Below are 18,886 nucleotides of genomic sequence, written 5' to 3' on the forward strand. Positions count from 1 at the left end.
CTCCTATGAGGGACCTTTCATTATTTTACTGTTACAACCCAGCCGTGTGGGTCTTCGATATCACCAAATTGGATACCAGTTAAGTATTCGTATAGTTTTCTCGTTACAGGACCAACTTCAGTCTCTGAATAGAAGACGTGTTTCTTACCATTGTGGCTAATAGCTCCGATCGGGCTAATAACAGCTGCTGTACCGCAAGCTCCAGCTTCTGCATACTTATCGAGCTCTTCAATGAAGACATCTTCTTCTACAGCTTCCATGCCGAGGTCTTTAGCAGCTTGTAGGAGAGAGTACTTTGTGACAGAACCTAGAATTGATGGAGAGATCGGTGTAACGAAACGACCGTCTTTTGTGATAGCAAAGAAGTTTGCTGCACCAACTTCGTCGATCTTTGTATGTGTGAGTGGATCGAGATAGATACAGTCAGCATAACCTGCATCGACTGCTTCCTTGTGAGGAAGAAGGCTTGCTGCATAGTTACCACCGACTTTAGCTTGACCTGTTCCCTTGTGAGCAGCACGGTCATAGTCTGTCGTGATGAAGTTTACAGGTGTCATACCACCCTTAAAGTAAGCACCTACTGGTGAAACAAAGATGATGAAGAGATATTCCTTTGCAGGCTTAACTCCTAAGTTTGGACCTACGCCAATTTGCATTGGACGAAGGTATAGGCTTCCACCTGTTCCATAGGGAGGAATGAATTCTTCGTTAGCTAAAACGACTTTTTTGCAGGCGTCAATAAACATTTCTTCGGGCACTTCAGGCATTAAGAGACGATTTGCCGTGCGGTTTAAGCGCTTGGAGTTCATGTCAGGTCTAAAGAGAAGAATACGACCATCTTTTGCTCGATAGGATTTTAAACCTTCGAAGCTCTCTTGTCCGTAGTGCAGAGCTGTACTTGAAACGTGGATGTTGATCATGTCGTCTTCTACGAGATGACCTTCATCCCATTTGCCATCCTTCCAGTGTGCGACATACATGCAGTTTGTCTTTGTGTACTGAAAGCCGAGCTCTTTCCAATTGATGTCAGGTTGACTCATGGTTTACTCCTTATAACGTAAGATTTTTCTTCAAACATTATAACATAAAAATCCTTTTTAGCCCGTTGACAAAGGACAATTGAGGGATATAATAAAAGTACACTAATTTAGTAGGAGTTAGGATGAACCTATCAACGAGAGGTCGCTATGGACTTCGAGCACTGTGTGAACTTGCAAAATCACACGGTTCCGGGCCCATGAGTTTAGCCTCTATAGCAAAAGAACAGAATATCAGTGTACGATACCTCGAACAGCTCTTTCAGAAGCTAAAAAAAGCTGGTATTGTGGACAGTGTACGAGGTGTAAACGGAGGGTATCTCTTAGCAAGAGATCCAAAATCCATTACCGTCGCTCAAATTGTTGAGCCCTTAGATGGCGATGTGAGCCCCATTCCATGTACTCCCGGTTGCACCGACTGTGCTGACCCTTCAAGCTGTCCAACAAAACCACTCTGGAGTAAGCTCCATGAAAAAGTTTATGAAGTGATGGATCAAACCACACTATTCGATCTCATAGAAAGGGAATAATAATGAAAACCATCTACCTTGACCACGGTGCCACGACACCAATGAAGCCTGAGGTCATTGAGGCAATTACAAAAGCCTTTAAAGAAACGTACGGAAACCCCTCAAGTATCCATCACATGGGCTTAGATGCCAAAGAAAAGCTTCTCGAAGCGAGACAAAAGGTCGCAAGTCTAATCGGAGCAGAGGAGCGAGAGATCTATTTCACCTCTGGTGGAACAGAGAGTGATAACTGGGCTATTCACATTGCAAAAAAGACGAAGCCCGGTAAACACATCATCACAAGTCTAATCGAGCACCATGCGATTTTACATCCACTTCAGGAACTCGAAAAAGAAGGTTACCGCGTAACCTATCTAAAACCTGATGAATTTGGTATGATTCATCCAGAGCAGGTTAGAGAAGCCATCACAGACGATACGATTCTCGTGACACTCATGTTTGTCAATAACGAGATCGGAACGATCAATCCCATTAAAGAGATTGCAGCCATCTGTAAGGAAAAAGGCGTGCTCTTTCATACCGACGGTGTACAAGCCGTAGGTAACATCCCTGTAGATGTGAATGACCTTGGAGTCGACATGATGAGCATGAGCTCCCATAAGATTTATGGACCCAAAGGCATCGGTGCACTCTACATCCGAAAAGGCCTTAAGGTCGTTCCATTCATTCACGGTGGAGCACAAGAGAGAAGAGTTCGTGCTGGTACAGAAAACCTTCCAGGAATCATCGGCTTTGCCAAGGCCGCTGAACTTGCGAAAGAAAACCTTCCTACACACGTAGAAAGACTTACAGCACTTCGTGAAAAGCTCGTAAAGGGAATTCTAGAGAGAATCCCAGAGACCAAGTACAACGGACACCCGACCCTTCGTCAACCGGGAAACGTGAATGTCTGCTTTAAATACGTCGAAGGCGAGTCGATCCTCTTACTTCTCGACATGCATGGCATCTGCGGCTCCAGTGGTTCCGCATGTACCTCAGGTAGCCTCGATCCCTCGCACGTTCTCATGGGAATCGGCTTAACGCACGACATCGCTCACGGTTCCTTACGCCTTTCTTTAGGCGATGGCACTACAGAAGAAGAAATTGACTACGTACTTGACGTCTTACCAAAAATTATCGAGAGACTCAGACAGATGAGTCCGCTCACAGAATAAAAGGAGAAATTATGTCACTTTATAATGATCGTGTCATGGATCACTTCATGAACCCAAGAAATGTTGGAGAAATTGAAAACGCAGACGGCGTAGGAGAAGTCGGTAACGTCAAGTGTGGCGACATCATGCGCATCTACCTAAAGGTCAATCCAGAAACGGATGTCATCGACGACATCAAGTTTAAGACCTTCGGCTGTGGTTCTGCTGTCGCATCAAGCTCTATGGCTACAGAGATGATGAAGGGTAAGACCATTGAAGAAGCCCTAAAGATCACAAACCAAGACGTTCTAAAGGCACTCGGTGGACTACCAACCGTTAAGATTCACTGCTCCGTCCTTGCAGCCCAAGCTTTTAAAGTAGCTGCTTTTGACTATGCGACAAGACACAACAAAGAGTATGAAGCCCTAAAAGGCTTTGATCCAAAAGATCTAGAGCACGATCACGATCACGATCATGAGTAAGATTCAAGTCGGTTTGAGCGGCGGCGTCGATAGCGCCGTCGCCTCTTATTTATTAAAAGAAGAAGGACACTCCGTCACAGGAACCTTCCTTCTTTTAAACGAACTCGATACGACGCTAAAGTCTCTGGAAGAAGCGAGAGAGGTAGCAAAGACCTTGGAGATTCCTTTTGAGGTCTTAGATCTTAAAGAGGCATTCCGTGAGACCGTCATCGAACCCTTTAAACGTGCTTACCGTGAAGCGAGAACACCAAACCCGTGTATTCTCTGTAATAAGGCGATTAAGTTTGGACTGTTCTTAGATAAGGCAATCGATAAGGGCTTTGACTACGTAGCGACGGGACACTACGCCAGAGTCTATGAAGAGAATGGGCGTTTTCGCGTAAAAAAAGCCAAAGATCCCTTTAAGGATCAGACCTACATGTTCTATACTTTTAGCCAAGAAACGCTTTCAAGACTCATGATGCCACTCGCATCCTACGAAAAAGAAGATGTTCGTCAGATTGCGAAAAACATCGGTCTTTCAGCATCGAATAAACCCGACTCCCAAGACATCTGCTTTATTCCAGATGGCGACTATGCACGTTTTCTTTTGGAAGAAGGGGAGAAGGAAATTCCAGGAGAATTCTTCTTCGACGGAAAAGTCATAGGAAGCCACAAGGGACTTCTTCACTATACCGTAGGTCAGAGAAAAGGCCTTGGAATAAGCTACAGTGAGCCTCTTTTTGTCAAAGGACTCGATCAAAAGAACAATCGTGTACTACTTTCTACACAAAGTGAGCTTTATCGTGATTCACTTACGGGTACAAATTTTAATGCCATCTATGAGGACCTTCCACTCGAACAAGAAATTGAACTCGACGTAAAGGTTCGCTACTCCCATACGACGTATAAAGGAAACCTAACACTTCACGAAAAAGGCCACTTTCAGATCGACTTTAAAGAACCCGTACGTGCCATCACACCGGGCCAATCGGTCGTCTGTTACTTAGGGGACGATCTATATGGTGGCGGTATCATTGATTAAGGAGTCCAAATGAATCAAACGATTGAAACACAACTAAATCACCGTTCCATCAGAAAGTGGGAAGGGAAGGTCGACAAAGAAACCATTAAACTTCTAGAGAAGGTCGTTAACCGCACTGCTACGAGTAATGGCATGCAAAACTTCAGCGTCATAAGAGTCGTCGATCCCATGGTCCGTGAAAAGATCAGTGAGGTCTGTAAGCAAAAGTACGTCACCGAAGCACCCGAGTTTTGGGTCTTTATCGTAGACTGCTATAGAAATGCAAAAATCACCGAAGAAGCAGGGGAAGATTTACCTGCTAAAGCCGACATGGACCGCTTCTTTCAAGGATACAGTGATGCTGTCTTAGCGGCACAAAACCTTACAAATGCTATAGAAAGCCTCAATTACGGCGCCGTCTTCTTTGGTTCCATCCTTAATGACTCCGAGCGCATGATCGAACTCTTACATCTACCGAGACTTACGTTTCCCGTACTCGGCGTAGGCTTTGGCATGGTAGCAGAAGAGCCTGAAAAGAAGCCTCGTATGAAGACGAAATATAAAGTCTTTACCGACCAGTATGAAAAACTTGAAAATTACCACGAAGCCCTAAAGAACTACGACGAAAAGATGAAAGAATACTACGATCTTCGCGATACGAGTAAACCCCTAGATTCTTTCACAGCACAAGTTGTAGATAAATTAAAGCATCCCATTGAAAAGCGCTCCAAGATCGTTCAAGTCATTGAAAAACAAGGCTTTAAGTTAGGGCTAGAAAAATGAAGCTTTTAAAAAAGGACGGAAGAATTCAAGACTATGACGTAAAAAAGCTTGAGACATCGCTCCTTCTTACGGCAGATGACATCCAGTTCCCACTCTCTCAAAAAGAAGCAGAGCTTTTAGGAAAAAAGGTAACAGAGATTCTAACTAGCTTAAGAGGAGAAGATGGTTTAACGTCGAGCTTTGAAGTTCGAGGCGTTACGGTTGAAGTTCTTCTTGAAAATAAGTACAAAGATCTTTCTAGACACTTTAGTCACATGTAAAAAGGCAACCTTTCGAGGTTGCCTTTTATCCATTAGTTGTCTATTTCATAAATAGGTTCGTCATCGACTCTATCAAGACCGCCTTCCGTCCATAAGTACTTGTCCGTAAGTTTTACTATGACACCGGAGAGGGCGAGTAGACTGATGAGGTTCGGTATAGCCATTAATGCATTCGCAGCATCTGCAAAGTCCCAAACGATTTCTAGAGACTGCGTAGCACCGATGAAAACGACGAGTGTATAGAGAATACGATAAGGTTTGATTCCCTTTTTACCGAATAAGTATTCAATACAGCGTTCGCCGTAATAGCACCAACCGAGGATCGTACTAAATGCGAAGGTCGCAAGACCGATAACTAGAATGATCGGACCGACGGTTGGGATCATCTCAAAGGCAGCGTTCGTAAGCATGGCTCCGTTAAATTTCGGATCGCCTACAGCACTAATATGTTCATACTTAAAGACGGTACTTACGAGTACGAGACCTGTCATCGCACAGACGACGACTGTATCCCAGAACGTTCCTGTCATCGATACGAGAGCTTGTCTTACAGGGTTTCTCGTCTGAGCAGCAGCTGCTACGATCGGAGCAGAGCCTAGACCTGATTCATTACTAAAGAGTCCTCTCGCTATACCCCAACGAGCGGCTGTCATGATCGTAGAACCTACGAATCCAGCACCAGCTGCACGCGGTGAAAAGGCACTAGAGAAGATGAGGTTTATGGATTCACCTAAAACGTCCCTATTTAATACGAGAATGTAGATACATCCTAAGACGTAGAAGAGTGCCATAAAGGGTACGAGCTTTTCACAGACTTTAGAAATACTTTGAATACCACCTAATACGACAAAGGCCGTACAAACGGTTAATACGATTCCTGTGATCCAGGTTTCAATGCCGTGTGACTTCGCGAGGTTACTGATCGAGTTCGCTTGTGTCATATTACCGATACCAAATGATGCAATGGCAGTAAATACAGCAAAGAGAACAGCGAGCCACTTCATCTTCATTCCACGCTCAAGTGCGTACATCGGTCCTCCAAGCATCGTACCATCGGAGGTTCTTACACGATACTCTACGGCCAAGAGTCCTTCGCCGTACTTGGTAGCCATTCCAAAGACACCCGTGAGCCAGCACCATAGTACAGCTCCAGGGCCTCCTAATGTAATAGCCGTTGCAACACCTACAATATTTCCCGTTCCAATCGTTGCAGCGAGTGCCGTAGCAAGGGCTGCAAACTGACTGACGTCTCCACCAGCATTAGGGTCGGGGGTTACAGAAAGTTTAATTGCTTTAAACACATAGCGTTGGATGAACCTCGTTCGAATGGTTAAGAATAAGTGCGTTCCAACAAGCAATATAAGCATTACCTCGCCCCAAAGAGCAGCGTCAATCGTCTTAATGACTTGATGTATGCCTTCCATGTTTCCCTCCTTACAATATTGTTATTTTTATTATACTTGTCATTTTTGTAACACACAAGTGTTTTTTATTGCCAAAGTAAGATTTTTTATGCTATAATACAAGTGAGATAATGAGTCTAAAGACGCTATAGAGAGCCAGGCAGGGTGGAAACTGGACGTCGACGCCAACTCAAAAAAGCTATCTCAGGTAATTCCTATATCATTCAATGAAGTGGCTTTCGGGCAAGCAGGGTGGTACCGCGTGTAAACGTCCCTGCAATCTGAAGCGCTTTTTTTATTTTAAGGAGAAAAAAATGGAAAAAATGACCGTCAACGAACTCAGAAAGGCTTTTTTGGATTTCTTTGAATCCAAAGATCACTACATTTTCCCATCCGCTAGTCTCATTCCAGAAGACGACCCCTCAATTCTTTTGATTCCTGCGGGAATGGCACCCTTAAAGAAGTACTTTACAGGTGTTTCTAAGCCTGTAAAGAATCGCTATGCATCAAGTCAAAAGTGTATTCGTATTAACGACCTCGAAAACGTAGGACGCACCGCACGTCACTTGACCTTCTTTGAGATGCTCGGAAACTTCTCCTTTGGCGATTACTTTAAGAGAGAATCTTTAAACTGGGGACTCGAGTTCCTACTAGACGTACTAAAGCTTCCGAAAGATAGACTTTGGCCCTCCGTCTATGAAGAGGACGAAGAGAGCTTTCAGATTTGGCGCGATGAACTAGGCTTTCCAGAAGAGCGCATAGTTCGCTTAGGTAAAGACGATAACTTCTGGGAAATTGGACTAGGCCCATGCGGACCTTGTTCTGAAATCTATATCGACCGCGGTCCCGAGCACGGCTGTGGATGTGAAACTTGTAAACCTGGTTGTGACTGCGATCGCTTTATCGAATTCTGGAACCACGTCTTTACTCAATTTGACCGTAAAGAAGACGGCACTTATGCACCTTTAAAGCACAAAAACATCGATACCGGTATGGGACTTGAACGCATTGCTATGATTGTTCAGGGCGTAGATAATGTCTTTGAAATTGACACCATGGCACGCATCATTGAAACCATCGAAAACATCACAGGAAGTAAGTATAAAGTCGATGAGAAGACGAATCGCCGCATTCGTATCATCACAGACCACATTCGTTCCATCACCTTCTTACTTTCAGACGGCGTCATTCCTTCAAACGAGGGAAGAGGCTACGTCTTAAGAAAGCTCCTTCGCCGTGCATCGCTACAGATGAAACGCCTAGGATGCGATGAGCCTAGACTAAAAGACGTGGCTTTAACGGTATTAGACCTCTACAGCGAAGCCTATCCACTGCTCGTCGAGAGAAAGGAAACGATCCTAAATATGATCGTCCTCGAGGAAGAAAAGTTCCAACAGACACTTAAAAAAGGACTTACTTACTTAGAGGGCATCATCGAAACGATTCCAGAGGGTGGAGAACTCGCACCGGGGGAAGCCTTTAAGCTATATGATACGTATGGATTCCCCTTTGAACTCACAGAAGACATCGTGACCGAAGCCAAGCGCACCGTCGATAGTGAAGGCTTTGAAAAGGAGATGGAAAAGCAGAGAGAGCTTGCGAGAAGTGCTGTCGATCACAGCGGTGAATCGTGGCAGAATGAAGCTGAAAAAGAGCTTGCAAAGCTTCCTAAAACGGTCTTCTTAGGCTATGAAAAGTTCACGACAGAAGCGACCGTTCTTGCAATCGTTAAGGATCATGAAATCGTTCAGGAATTAAACCAAGGAACAGCTGAGATCGTTCTCGATCAAACGGTCTTCTATGCGACAAGCGGTGGACAAGTCGGTGACCTCGGAACGATCTCTACCGATGACTTTGTCTTTGAAGTCAAAGAGACCGTAAAGCATCACGACCTCTACATTCACCGTGGTAAGGTCGTTAAAGGAAAGCTTTCTACGAAAGACAGCGTAAAAGCTTCCTTTGAAAGAGATAATAGAAAACTTACTGCAAGAAATCACTCGGCTACACACCTTCTCCATAAGGCTTTAAATATGGTCTTGGGAGATGGCGCAAGTCAAGCTGGTTCCTACGTCGATTCTTCAAGACTTCGCTTTGACTTCAGTTACTTTAAACAGCTTACAGAAGAAGAACTAAAGCAAATTGAATTCCTCGTAAACGAAGCCATCGCCAAGAGCTATGACGTAAAGACCGATCTCTTAGATATTGAAGCGGCCAAAGCAAGTGGAGCGAAGGCACTCTTCAGTGAAAAATATGGTGACACCGTCCGCGTCGTATCAATGGGCGATTACTCCAAAGAACTCTGTGGTGGTACGCACGTAAAGAACACCGGTGAAATCGGTTCCTTTACGATTCTCTCCGAACGCGGTATCGCAAGTGGTGTTCGAAGAATCGAAGCGCTTACGAGCATGGAGGCGATGAAGCACCTCCTCGGTTTAAAAGAAGAGCTCTTTAGTGCTTCCAAGGAATTAAAGACAGAACCTAAAGAGATTACAAAGAAAATTCAAACGCTTCTTGAAGAAGAGGGAGAATTAAAGAAAGAAAACCGCACCCTTCGAGATAAACTCGCTGAGAATTCGACAAAAGAGCTCTTAAACGAGTGCGAAGACCTAGACGGCATTCACCTCTATGCCCTTCATTTTAGCGATAAGTCGATGGACGACTTAAAAACGCTAGCAGACCAAATTGCTTCAAAAGACGATTCAAGCTTTATCATTCTCGCAACGACCCAGGGAGGAAAAGTAGGTCTCGTTTCGAGCGCTAGTGAAAAAGCCGTTGAGGCTGGGTATAAAGCAGGTAGTATTATTCGAACGGTAGCAAATCGCTTAGGTGGCGGTGGAGGAGGCAAGGATCGCTTCGCTTCTGCCGGTGCTAAAGACGTACAAGCTGTCGAACAAGTCTTTCAGAATATGAAAGACCTCATTCGTTCGAATCAATGAGGAGGACTCAATGGAAAACAATAATACGCAAAAGTTCAACAACGATCTTTTAAAGAGCCAAGAGACGCGTCAGATTCTACTTAAGGTCTACGATGCACTCGTTGAACGCGGATACAACCCGATCAATCAGTTAGTAGGTTACTTCATTTCAGGAGATCCTACCTACATTACGTCAAATCAAGATGCAAGAAACTTGATTAAGAAGATCGATCGCGACGAAATCTTAGAAATTCTTTTAAAGAACTTCATCGACAACGAACGTTAATATGGGTATCGAAAAACTTTGTTTTGGCACCCTCCCAATCTCTCCACTACAGAAGAATTTCCCTATCAAAAGACAGGTGGAGCTCTTTTCCTATGCCTATGAAAAGGGTGTTCGCTTCTTTGATACAGCAGAACTCTATAGAAATTACGACGCCTTAGGTGAATTTCTATCTAACGTAGATCGAAAGAGCGTGACGATTTCTACAAAGAGCTACGCCTACGACACGGAAACGGCCGAGCGTTCGATAGAACTCGCTTTAAGGGACTTAAAGACCGACTACATCGATTTCTTTCTATTACACGAGCAAGAGGATCATCTCACCTTAAAAGGCCATAAGCCTGCGATCGATCGACTCCTAGAATACAAGAAGGCCGGTGTCATTAAGCGCTTTGGCATCTCTACGCACTACGTAAAAGGAGCCATTGCTGCTTTAAACGATGAACGCATTGAAGTCGTTCATCCCATCATAAATCTTCATTCCATCGGTATCGCCGACGGAACGAAAGAGGACATGTATCAAGTCTTAGTAGACCTTAAGACCGTAGGAAAGTTCGTCTACATCATGAAGGCACTAGGCGGTGGACACCTCTTAGGTAGTTATAAGGAGTCCTTAGAATACGCCTTAAAGCTTCCCGCAAACGCCATCGCTATCGGCATGCAATCGGAATCGGAAATTGACTCGAACGTACGAGCCTTCACAGGGTCCATCGACGAAGAAGCCGTTTATTCAAAGCGCTCTCTCTACATTGCCGACTGGTGTGTGGGCTGTGGAAACTGTGTCGCTCGCTGTCAGCAGAAAGCACTCCAATTAGTCGATGGAAAAGCCAAAGTCGACATGAACAAATGTACGCTCTGTAGCTACTGTGTTGAGCGCTGTCCAGACTTTTGTATCAAGGTGATATAATGAGATGGTTGGGATTAGACATCGGTGATGTCAGAATCGGCCTAAGTACAGGTACTAATGAACAAAAAATTGCCTTTCCTCATTCGACGCTTCATCGAACGACGCGAAGAGAGGATGAACGGGCGATTCAAGAAATCATTGAAAAAGAACAAATTGATGGCATCGTCTACGGACTACCGAGACACATGACAGGAGAACTCAGCGAACAAGCAGAAAAAACAGAGAAGTTTATGGATAAGCTTCTTCACAGACTCCGAAGTGCTGGTTTTAGTGGCGAAGTCCATGCCATTGACGAACGACTCACGAGCGTTCAAGCAGAACGTTCACTCCTAGCTCAAGATATGAGTAGGAAAAAACGAAAGGATCATATCGATGCCATAGCGGCCTCGATTATCTTACAAACATTTTTAGATCAAAAAAAGGAGAACAAAATGGTAGAAGAACTAAACAAGGAAGAACTCGAAGAAATGGAAGAAGAATTTGAAGCACAAGAGATTGAACTCTTAGATGACGAGGGAAATCCTGTTACATTTGTCATCCTCGACTGGTTCAATTACGACGACAAACTCTATTGCATTTGTGTCGAATCAGGCGACGATGAAGATGACGGCGTACTCTTTAGAGTCGAAGAAGATGGAGAAGAGATGAACTTCATCACACCCGACGAAGAAGAATTTGAAGAAGTAAGCGCTTATTACGAAGAACTCGAGTAATGATCGACAAACGAACCTCTATTATTGAAGCACTAAAAGCCGCTCATATGAAGCTGACCACGCCGAGACTCAGCGTGATCGATAGTCTCTTACAATCCGATAGACACTTTACAGTAGAAGAGCTCTACAGGGAGATGAACCGAACAGGTCCCACTGTAGGGCTTGCTACTGTGTACCGAACGATGAATGCGCTTCTTAAGCTCGGCATCGTAAAAAAACTAAACCTTTCAGATGGGCTTGATCGCTACGAATTGAGTGATGATCTACATCAGCATCATCACCTCATCTGTACATCCTGCCAACGAGTCATCGAGTTTCATGAAGATTTTTTAGATGAACTCGAATACCAAATTTCAGAAACCTTCCATTTTCACGTAAAGGACCATGAAGTGCGCTTCTATGGCCTTTGCGACGAATGCTATAAAAAGATTCACGGAGAAAACCATGAGTAGAAAAAAACAACCCTCGAAAGAAGTACTTCGAGTCATACCGCTCGGAGGACTTAAGGAGGTTGGTAAGAACATGACGTGCTATGAGTACGGCGACGAGATCATCGTTGTCGATACGGGCAGCATGTTTCCAGACGATGAACTATTGGGTGTCGACATTGTCATTCCCGATACGACTTACTTAGAAAAAAACTTTGATAAGGTCAAAGCTTACGTATACACACACGGCCACGAAGATCACATCGGGGCCGCTCCTTACGTTCAAAATATCGTAAAGGCTCCGATCTATGCGACGCCTTTTACAGCAGCACTCCTTCGCCACAAGTTCGAAGAGCACGGCAATAAGAACGTAAAGATCGTTGAAAAGCGTCCTGGTGAAACCTTTTCCATCGGCTCTTTTGAAATCGAGATGATCCACGTCAATCACTCCATTCCAGATGCAGTGAGCCTCTTTATTAAAACACCAGCAGGAACCGTCCTACAGACGGGTGACTTTAAGGTCGACTACAATCCTGTTCGCACAGACATCATCGACCTCGCTCGCTTTGGAGCACTCGGAACGATGGGAGTAGACCTTTTATTAAGTGACTCCACAAACGTCGAACGCGCCGGATCCACGATGAGCGAATCCATGGTAGGAATTACCTTTGATGAGCTCTTTCGAGAGATCGATGGACGTATTATCGTTGCGAGCTTCGCTTCAAACGTCGCACGCATTCAGCAGGTCGTAAACGCTGCCGTCGTAAACCACAGAAAAATTGCAATCACCGGTCGCAGTATGAATACGATCGTAAACATTGCCATGAACCTCGGCTACTTGAAGCTTCCACCAAATGATCTTATCGACATTTCAACCATTAACCAATATCCCGATAATGAAATTGTCATCATGACGACGGGTTCTCAAGGAGAGCCCATGGCAGCTCTTACACGCATGGCCGATAAGAACCACGCTCAAGTGGAGATGAAGAGCGGAGACGTCGTCATTTTAAGTTCTTCACCTATTCCAGGAAACGAAAAGAGCGTAAAAAATGTCATCAATAAGCTCTTCGAACTCGGTGTCGAAGTCATCTATAACCAGCTTGCAGACGTTCACGTCTCAGGACACGCACACAGAGAAGAGCTAAAGCTCATGCTCGCTCTCGTAAAACCGAAGTACTTTATGCCCGTTCACGGTGAGTACTCGATGCTTCGCGTCCACGGAGACCTTGCAAAGCACATGGGAATGAACCCGAACAATGTCCTTCTTATGGATAATGGCCATGTAGCAGAGATTTATAACCATGAACTCAAGCTTGCAGAACCCGTTCCAGCAGGAAAAGTCTTAATCGACGGTTCCCTTGTTGGTGACGTCGGTTCCGCCGTCCTTCGAGACCGAAAACAGCTCAGTGAAGACGGTCTCTTTATGGTGATCTTGCGAATGGACAGCGAAGATGGTAAACTTCTTAAAGATCCCGATATCATCTCCCGTGGCTTTGTCTACATGAGAGAATCGACTGACCTCATCGATGAAGCAAAAGCGCTTATCACAAAGACGCTCGATTCATTGAAGCCTGCGACACGTATTGACTGGCAACAAGTCAAGCACATGACTCGTAATGAGCTCAGTTCTTTCATCTACAAAAAGACCAAGCGCCACCCGATGATACTCATATTTATATTGGAGGTTTAGATGAATCCTTTTGATAAAGCAAGGGAGCTCACAAACGCAATTAAAGAGAGCGATACCTACAAAGATTACCAATCGAAAAAAGCGAACATCGAAAAGGACGAAGTCATTAAGCGCGTCGTCGATGACTTTAGAGCTCGTCAATACGAATTGGAAAAGAAACAACTTCTTGGTGAGAAGCCATCCGATGAAGACATGAAAAAACTTCAAGAAATGTTTGGCATCCTAAGTCTTAATCCTGTAGCAGAAGAATATCTACAAGCTGAATTCAAGTTTGCTCACATGATGCAGGAAATTTCGAAGATTCTTTCCGAAGTGATCGATCAATGAAACGTTTCCTACTCATTTTAGCACTGCTCTTCACACTCGTAGGCTGTGATCAAATTGAATCGTCCATGCACGAACCTGTCGATCCAAACGACAAGACCATGGTCGATTTCACTGTTGAAACGGGTGAGAGTGTAAAGAGTGTCGCAGGTAAACTCGATGAAATGAAGCTCATCGCAGATAGCGGTGTCTTCAAAAACTACATGTCAGATAACGACCTCGCAAAGAAACTCCGACCAGGCACCTATAAGCTCTCTAAGAGTATGCGCCTAGAAGAGATCGTCGCTACCATCACTAAGCCGAAAGAAACGGCCCGTGAAACGGTAAAGGTCACCTTCCCAGAAGGTTTTGAGGTCAAGGACATCATCAATAAGCTCGTAGAAGAAGGCCTTGTAAGCGATGTAGAAGCGTTTAAAAAGGTCCTTAAAGAAGAGCCTTTTGACTATGAATTCTTACAAGGAGTCGATCGAGAATCGCTCCTCGAGGGATACTTATTCCCAGATACGTACGAGTTCTATAAGGACTCTACGGCAAAGGAAATTATCGAAAAGTTCCTAAAGAATTTCGATAAAAAATATTCTGAAGAGCTTAGAGCTCGTGCAAAAGAGCTCGATCTTTCGACGAACGATGTCGTTACCTTAGCATCGATCATTGAACGAGAAGGTAAGAGCAAGGATGAATTTCCTATCATCGCAGGTGTCTTCTATAACCGCATCAAAGATGGCATGCCTTTCCAAGCTTGTTCAACGGTTCAGTACATTCTAGGAGAGAGAAAACCCGTCCTATCGATCGCTGATACGAAGATCGAATCACCTTACAATACGTACCTTCATAAGGGACTTCCGCCAGCACCGATCGCATCGCCATCCCTAACTGCGATCAAAGCGGCACTCTATCCTGAAGAGCACGATTATCTCTTCTTCGTCGTAAAGAACATGGGCGATGGTACACACTACTTCGCAAAGACTTACGATGAGCATCTTAAGAATATTGAACTCAGTAAGAAGAATCTCAAGGAACACCAATAATGGAACGAAGCGACTTTTTGGCTCAGTGGAGCCATGTAAAGGAGCCCTCTCTATCCATGCAACATGCAGCCAATGAACTCGGCGTGTCTGCGTTAGAAGCAGATGTTGCCGAGTTTCTTCTGTTCTTTTTAAAAGGTCTTAAAAAGAAACACGTCGTTGAAGTAGGGACAGGGGTAGGCTATTCTGCCATGCTCTTTCGAAAGATATTTCCGCAGGCGAGCATCGTAACGATCGATCGAGTCGAAAAGAGACAAGATAAAGCCAAGGAATTTCTCGCTGAAAACATCCGCTTTATTCTCTCAGAAGGAACGGCTTGTCTTACGGAATTTACTGAACCCATCGACCTCCTCTTTCTCGATGGAGCGAAGGCTCAGTACCTTTCGATGTTAAAAGCTGCAGAAAAGAACTTTACAGAAGACATCTTAATCATTGCTGATAACATCTTTGCCCGCGGAAAGAGCTATGAAGTCGTAAATCATCGCTTTCGAACGCTTCAAAATCGCATGAAATCCTTTTTAGATTATGTCGACACGAACTACGAAATGGTCATCTTAAACATTGGAGATGGACTATTACTTGCGAGAAAGAGAGGAACAGGATGGAACTATTAGCCCCGGCTGGAAATCTAAAACGCTTAAAGGTCGCCCTAGACTACGGTGCAGATGCCGTATACGTCGGAGGATCTCTCTTTGGGCTTCGTGCGAAAGCGCCTAACTTTACCCTTGACGAACTAAAAGAAGGTGTCCAATACGCACATGAACGAGGAAAGAAGGTTTTTCTCACCTTAAATATCATGCCTCACGACGAGGATTTGGAGCTTTTAGAAGAGTACCTCGAAAGCTTAAAGCCTGTAGGAATTGACGCCTACATCGTCAGTGATCCGGGAACGTTTCAAGTGATTCGAAAAGTCGATCCTGAACATGAAGTTCATCTTTCGACGCAAGCGAACTGCATTAACTCAGAAAGTGCTCGCTTCTGGTTTGATCAAGGAATACAGCGCGTCATCTTAGGTCGTGAACTCTCCTTAGAAGAGATCACAAAGATCGTTAAGAATAATCCCGGCAAGGACTTTGAAGTCTTTGTGCACGGTGCTATGTGTATGGCTTATTCCGGACGCTGTCTCATTTCAAACTACTTGACGGGAAGAGACGCCAACCGCGGTGACTGCGTGCAAGCGTGCCGCTGGAACTACCATCTCGTAGAAGAAACGCGTCCTGGTGAATATATCCCAATCGTCGAAGAAGAAGAGGGGACAGCTATTCTACAAGCGCACGACTTAAATACACTTAAGATCCTTCCAGAAGTCATTAAGACGGGCGTTATGAGCCTAAAGATCGAAGGAAGAAATAAGACGGAGTTCTACGTCGCAAGTGTCGTTCGAGTGTACAGAGAAGCCCTTCGACGACTTGAAGCAGGAAACTTTGTCACAGAAGACCTCGAAGAAGAGCTCAATAAGCTCTCTCACAGAACGTACTCTACAGGCTTTTTTGAAGGTCCTGCAAAGAGCGGTGGAGCGAGCGGTTACATCAACGACTACGACTTCTTAGCAACCGTTTTAGACGTTCAAGACCACATGGTTCTCGTCGAACAACGCGGAAAGTTTTCTGTAGGGGATGAAATTGAAATCTTCGGCCCTGATTACCGAAGTGTTCGTTTTACGTTACAGAAGCTTTACGATCAAGTAAAAAATGAGCGAGAGAGTGCACCCCATGCAATGGAAAAGCTTTGGATTGAAGCACCTTTAGGCGTTCAGGTCGGAGACATGATCCGAAAAAAGAGCTCCTAAAATCTTCTCAGCTTTTCTTTAGTGTGCTATGATAGTTTATGAAAGAAGGTAGTTATGCAACGCATAGGAAAACTAAGAACCGTCATGCAAGAAAAGGGTCTCGATGCTGTCATGTTCTACAAGCCAGAAAACCGCTATTATGTCTCTGGTTTTGAAGGAACGACAGGCTATGCCCTCATCACAAAAGACGATACGTTCTTTATCACCGATTTCCGCTATGTCACTCAAGCGAGTGAACAGACGAATTTCAAAGTGGAAATCATCGGTTACGACCGCAATGTCTACGACGTCATCAATGAAAAGGTCCAAGGCAAGCTTGGCTTTGAAGATGATTTCATGAGCGTCGAAGAATTTAATCATTTTTCAGAAAAGCTCCAAAGTACGCTCGTTCCCATGAAGCGCCTCATCGAGGACATCCGCATCATTAAAGACGAAAAGGAAATTGAAACACTTTCAGAAGCTGCTAAGATCGGCGACAGAGTCTTCAATTATCTCCTAACCGTCATCAAGCCCGGTATGACAGAGAAGCAAGTCTACCACATGATGCTAAATAAAATGCGTGAACTCGGCGCAGAGAACGAATCCTTTACAGCTATTGTAGCAAGTGGCGTACGCGGTGCCATGCCTCACGGCTTAGCAAGTGATAAGGTCATCGAAGAAGGAGATCTCTTAACACTCGACTTCGGTGTCATCTATAACAAATACTGCTCCGATATGACACGTACCATCTGTGTCGGTAAAGCCTCCGACAAGCAAAAGGAACTCTACTCGATCGTGCTCGAAGCACAGCTTCGTGCCCTCGAAGCGATTAAACCTGGTGTCACAGGAGAAGCAGTCGATAAGGTCGCAAGAGACTATATCGCAGAAAAAGGCTACGGAGATCATTTCGGTCATGGTTTAGGCCATGGCGTAGGCGTAGAGATTCACGAGGCTCCACGTCTTGCACCGAAAGCAACACAAGTCTTAGAACCTGGCATGATCGTTACCGACGAACCAGGAATCTATATTGAGAACTTCGGCGGTGTGCGCATTGAAGATCTCATTCTGGTGACAGAAGACGGCTATAGGCTACTTTCTCATTCACCGAAAGAATTAATCGAACTGAACGTCTAGGAGGAAACATGATTCAAGCAAGTGAATTCAGAAACGGCCTGACCTTTGAAAAAGATGGCGAGCCACACGTAATTATCGATTTTCAGCACGTTAAACCTGGAAAGGGTGCTGCTTTCGTACGTACAACGTACAGAAACATCATTACCGGTGCTACACGCGAAGAAGCGTTCAACCCCACCGATAAATTTAATCCAGCTCACGTAGAGCGCAAGAGCATGCAATATCTCTACACCGATGGTGAAGTCTATAACTTCATGGACAACGAGACCTTCGAGCAAATTCCACTTTCACAAGAACAAGTGGGAAATGCCATCAACTATATCCGTGAGAACGACTCGGTAGACGTTCGTTTCTACAAAGGGAACGTCATTGATGTCGAAGCTCCGAACTTCGTAGAACTTGAGATCATTGAAGCAGAACCAGGTATTGCTGGTAATAGTGCTTCCAATATCACCAAGAAAGCTACGGTAGAGACGGGCGCAGTCATCAATGTTCCGCTGTTTATAAATGTTGGCGACAAAGTAAAGATCGACACGCGTTCTGGAGAATACCTCTCACGTGTCAAATAAGGAGGAAAAGATGAGCTATATTCGCGAGAAATTCACGTACCTTCAAGGCCTTGCTGACGGAATGAACCTCGACAAGTCCACAAACGAAGGGAAGATGATCGACGGTATCATGAGTCTTCTAGATGAAATGACCTTCCGCATGGAAGAAATGGAAGACGTCATCGACGAACTAGACGAATTTGTTGAGTACATCGACGAAGACCTCTCTGATCTCGAAGACGAAGTCTATGACAATTGCGATTGCGACTGTGACTGTGACTGCGACTGCGACGATTTTGATGAGGATGAGATCTATTGTCCGTCTTGCGGCGAAAAGCTCTATGCCATGGATGATGTTGAAGAAATCATCTGCCCCGAATGCGGTCAAGCAATTGAAGTCTGGGACGAAGAGTACAGCGATACGTACGAAGATGCGTTCGAAGATGACGACGATTTCGAAGACGACGAGGAAGAAGACAACTAAATCTAAGGACTCCATGCTCCGATGTGCAAGCAT

The 18,886-nt window shown here is 44.7% G+C and carries 21 protein-coding genes; 19 read left to right on the forward strand and 2 right to left on the reverse strand.

Annotated features, from left to right (window positions below):
* Nucleotides 1–20: 20 nt before the first annotated feature.
* The gene (locus ACUB3H_RS01060; RefSeq protein ID WP_459128796.1) at nt 21–1,040 is read right to left on the reverse strand and encodes a branched-chain amino acid aminotransferase; all 1,020 of its coding nucleotides are present in this window, start codon (nt 1,038–1,040) and stop codon (nt 21–23) included.
* A gap of 122 nt (nt 1,041–1,162) precedes the next feature.
* Between ACUB3H_RS01060 and ACUB3H_RS01065 the strand changes: the two genes are divergently transcribed.
* From ACUB3H_RS01065 to ACUB3H_RS01090, 6 genes are read left to right on the forward strand one after another with little or no spacing between them, the layout of a single operon-like run.
* A complete protein-coding gene (locus tag ACUB3H_RS01065; RefSeq protein WP_459128797.1) occupies nt 1,163–1,567 on the forward strand; it encodes an RrF2 family transcriptional regulator in 405 nt (134 codons plus the stop codon).
* Nucleotides 1,568–1,569: 2 nt separating this feature from the next.
* Nucleotides 1,570–2,721: a cysteine desulfurase NifS gene (nifS, locus tag ACUB3H_RS01070; protein WP_459128798.1), complete on the forward strand. Its 1,152-nt coding sequence runs from the start codon at nt 1,570–1,572 to the stop codon at nt 2,719–2,721.
* 11 nt (nt 2,722–2,732) lie between these two features.
* Entirely contained in the window at nt 2,733–3,182 is a 450-nt protein-coding gene (nifU, locus tag ACUB3H_RS01075) for a Fe-S cluster assembly scaffold protein NifU (RefSeq protein ID WP_459128799.1), read from the forward strand.
* Nucleotides 3,175–4,206: a tRNA 2-thiouridine(34) synthase MnmA gene (gene mnmA, locus ACUB3H_RS01080; RefSeq protein WP_459128800.1), complete on the forward strand. Its 1,032-nt coding sequence runs from the start codon at nt 3,175–3,177 to the stop codon at nt 4,204–4,206. The genes nifU and mnmA overlap by 8 nt, the downstream gene beginning before the upstream one ends.
* Nucleotides 4,207–4,215: 9 nt before the next feature.
* On the forward strand, nt 4,216–4,968 hold the full coding sequence (locus tag ACUB3H_RS01085) for a nitroreductase family protein (protein ID WP_459128801.1): 753 nt from the start codon (nt 4,216–4,218) through the stop codon (nt 4,966–4,968).
* The gene (locus tag ACUB3H_RS01090) at nt 4,965–5,228 is read left to right on the forward strand and encodes an ATP cone domain-containing protein (protein ID WP_459128802.1); all 264 of its coding nucleotides are present in this window, start codon (nt 4,965–4,967) and stop codon (nt 5,226–5,228) included. Before ACUB3H_RS01085 ends, ACUB3H_RS01090 begins: the two co-directional genes overlap by 4 nt.
* Nucleotides 5,229–5,260: 32 nt before the next feature.
* Here the strand turns inward: ACUB3H_RS01090 and ACUB3H_RS01095 are convergent, their stop codons facing one another.
* A complete protein-coding gene (locus tag ACUB3H_RS01095; protein ID WP_459128803.1) occupies nt 5,261–6,652 on the reverse strand; it encodes an alanine/glycine:cation symporter family protein in 1,392 nt (463 codons plus the stop codon).
* 293 nt (nt 6,653–6,945) lie between these two features.
* On the opposite strand from ACUB3H_RS01095, the gene alaS reads away from it, so the two are divergent.
* From alaS to ACUB3H_RS01160, 13 genes are read left to right on the forward strand one after another with little or no spacing between them, the layout of a single operon-like run.
* Complete coding sequence (alaS, locus tag ACUB3H_RS01100; RefSeq protein ID WP_459128804.1) at nt 6,946–9,567, forward strand: alanine--tRNA ligase; 2,622 nt, start codon at nt 6,946–6,948, stop codon at nt 9,565–9,567.
* Between the two features lie 10 nt (nt 9,568–9,577).
* The gene (locus ACUB3H_RS01105) at nt 9,578–9,832 is read left to right on the forward strand and encodes an IreB family regulatory phosphoprotein (RefSeq protein WP_459128805.1); all 255 of its coding nucleotides are present in this window, start codon (nt 9,578–9,580) and stop codon (nt 9,830–9,832) included.
* A 1-nt stretch (nt 9,833) separates the two neighbouring features.
* Nucleotides 9,834–10,736: an aldo/keto reductase gene (locus ACUB3H_RS01110; RefSeq protein WP_459128806.1), complete on the forward strand. Its 903-nt coding sequence runs from the start codon at nt 9,834–9,836 to the stop codon at nt 10,734–10,736.
* A complete protein-coding gene (ruvX, locus tag ACUB3H_RS01115) occupies nt 10,736–11,449 on the forward strand; it encodes a Holliday junction resolvase RuvX (protein ID WP_459128807.1) in 714 nt (237 codons plus the stop codon). Before ACUB3H_RS01110 ends, ruvX begins: the two co-directional genes overlap by 1 nt.
* Nucleotides 11,449–11,901 carry a Fur family transcriptional regulator gene (locus ACUB3H_RS01120; RefSeq protein WP_459128808.1) on the forward strand — a complete coding sequence of 151 codons (453 nt, stop codon included), beginning with the start codon at nt 11,449–11,451 and terminating at the stop codon, nt 11,899–11,901. The genes ruvX and ACUB3H_RS01120 overlap by 1 nt, the downstream gene beginning before the upstream one ends.
* Nucleotides 11,894–13,570 (forward strand): ribonuclease J, encoded by a 1,677-nt coding sequence (locus ACUB3H_RS01125; protein ID WP_459128809.1) that lies wholly within the window; start codon nt 11,894–11,896, stop codon nt 13,568–13,570. The genes ACUB3H_RS01120 and ACUB3H_RS01125 overlap by 8 nt, the downstream gene beginning before the upstream one ends.
* Nucleotides 13,571–13,897 carry a YlbF/YmcA family competence regulator gene (locus tag ACUB3H_RS01130; RefSeq protein WP_459128810.1) on the forward strand — a complete coding sequence of 109 codons (327 nt, stop codon included), beginning with the start codon at nt 13,571–13,573 and terminating at the stop codon, nt 13,895–13,897.
* On the forward strand, nt 13,894–14,922 hold the full coding sequence (gene mltG, locus ACUB3H_RS01135) for an endolytic transglycosylase MltG (RefSeq protein ID WP_459128811.1): 1,029 nt from the start codon (nt 13,894–13,896) through the stop codon (nt 14,920–14,922). The genes ACUB3H_RS01130 and mltG overlap by 4 nt, the downstream gene beginning before the upstream one ends.
* Nucleotides 14,922–15,533: an O-methyltransferase gene (locus tag ACUB3H_RS01140; protein ID WP_459128812.1), complete on the forward strand. Its 612-nt coding sequence runs from the start codon at nt 14,922–14,924 to the stop codon at nt 15,531–15,533. Before mltG ends, ACUB3H_RS01140 begins: the two co-directional genes overlap by 1 nt.
* A complete protein-coding gene (locus ACUB3H_RS01145) occupies nt 15,521–16,708 on the forward strand; it encodes a peptidase U32 family protein (RefSeq protein WP_459128813.1) in 1,188 nt (395 codons plus the stop codon). The genes ACUB3H_RS01140 and ACUB3H_RS01145 overlap by 13 nt, the downstream gene beginning before the upstream one ends.
* Nucleotides 16,709–16,762: 54 nt before the next feature.
* Nucleotides 16,763–17,821 carry a M24 family metallopeptidase gene (locus ACUB3H_RS01150; RefSeq protein ID WP_459128814.1) on the forward strand — a complete coding sequence of 353 codons (1,059 nt, stop codon included), beginning with the start codon at nt 16,763–16,765 and terminating at the stop codon, nt 17,819–17,821.
* Between the two features lie 8 nt (nt 17,822–17,829).
* Nucleotides 17,830–18,390, forward strand: coding sequence for an elongation factor P (efp, locus tag ACUB3H_RS01155; protein ID WP_459128815.1), 561 nt, complete (start codon nt 17,830–17,832; stop codon nt 18,388–18,390).
* Nucleotides 18,391–18,400: 10 nt separating this feature from the next.
* Nucleotides 18,401–18,853, forward strand: a complete 453-nt coding sequence (locus tag ACUB3H_RS01160; protein WP_459128816.1) for a CD1247 N-terminal domain-containing protein — start codon at nt 18,401–18,403, stop codon at nt 18,851–18,853.
* Nucleotides 18,854–18,886 lie beyond the last annotated feature (33 nt).

It is taken from the genome of Guggenheimella bovis, assembly GCF_054492335.1.

Coding starts and splice junctions, on each gene's coding strand:
- ACUB3H_RS01060 (WP_459128796.1), bottom strand. CDS start 1,040: ATGAGTCAACCTGACATCAATTGGAAAGAGCTCGGCTTTCAGTACACA.
- ACUB3H_RS01065 (WP_459128797.1), top strand. CDS start 1,163: ATGAACCTATCAACGAGAGGTCGCTATGGACTTCGAGCACTGTGTGAA.
- nifS (WP_459128798.1), top strand. CDS start 1,570: ATGAAAACCATCTACCTTGACCACGGTGCCACGACACCAATGAAGCCT.
- nifU (WP_459128799.1), top strand. CDS start 2,733: ATGTCACTTTATAATGATCGTGTCATGGATCACTTCATGAACCCAAGA.
- mnmA (WP_459128800.1), top strand. CDS start 3,175: ATGAGTAAGATTCAAGTCGGTTTGAGCGGCGGCGTCGATAGCGCCGTC.
- ACUB3H_RS01085 (WP_459128801.1), top strand. CDS start 4,216: ATGAATCAAACGATTGAAACACAACTAAATCACCGTTCCATCAGAAAG.
- ACUB3H_RS01090 (WP_459128802.1), top strand. CDS start 4,965: ATGAAGCTTTTAAAAAAGGACGGAAGAATTCAAGACTATGACGTAAAA.
- ACUB3H_RS01095 (WP_459128803.1), bottom strand. CDS start 6,652: ATGGAAGGCATACATCAAGTCATTAAGACGATTGACGCTGCTCTTTGG.
- alaS (WP_459128804.1), top strand. CDS start 6,946: ATGGAAAAAATGACCGTCAACGAACTCAGAAAGGCTTTTTTGGATTTC.
- ACUB3H_RS01105 (WP_459128805.1), top strand. CDS start 9,578: ATGGAAAACAATAATACGCAAAAGTTCAACAACGATCTTTTAAAGAGC.
- ACUB3H_RS01110 (WP_459128806.1), top strand. CDS start 9,834: ATGGGTATCGAAAAACTTTGTTTTGGCACCCTCCCAATCTCTCCACTA.
- ruvX (WP_459128807.1), top strand. CDS start 10,736: ATGAGATGGTTGGGATTAGACATCGGTGATGTCAGAATCGGCCTAAGT.
- ACUB3H_RS01120 (WP_459128808.1), top strand. CDS start 11,449: ATGATCGACAAACGAACCTCTATTATTGAAGCACTAAAAGCCGCTCAT.
- ACUB3H_RS01125 (WP_459128809.1), top strand. CDS start 11,894: ATGAGTAGAAAAAAACAACCCTCGAAAGAAGTACTTCGAGTCATACCG.
- ACUB3H_RS01130 (WP_459128810.1), top strand. CDS start 13,571: ATGAATCCTTTTGATAAAGCAAGGGAGCTCACAAACGCAATTAAAGAG.
- mltG (WP_459128811.1), top strand. CDS start 13,894: ATGAAACGTTTCCTACTCATTTTAGCACTGCTCTTCACACTCGTAGGC.
- ACUB3H_RS01140 (WP_459128812.1), top strand. CDS start 14,922: ATGGAACGAAGCGACTTTTTGGCTCAGTGGAGCCATGTAAAGGAGCCC.
- ACUB3H_RS01145 (WP_459128813.1), top strand. CDS start 15,521: ATGGAACTATTAGCCCCGGCTGGAAATCTAAAACGCTTAAAGGTCGCC.
- ACUB3H_RS01150 (WP_459128814.1), top strand. CDS start 16,763: ATGCAACGCATAGGAAAACTAAGAACCGTCATGCAAGAAAAGGGTCTC.
- efp (WP_459128815.1), top strand. CDS start 17,830: ATGATTCAAGCAAGTGAATTCAGAAACGGCCTGACCTTTGAAAAAGAT.
- ACUB3H_RS01160 (WP_459128816.1), top strand. CDS start 18,401: ATGAGCTATATTCGCGAGAAATTCACGTACCTTCAAGGCCTTGCTGAC.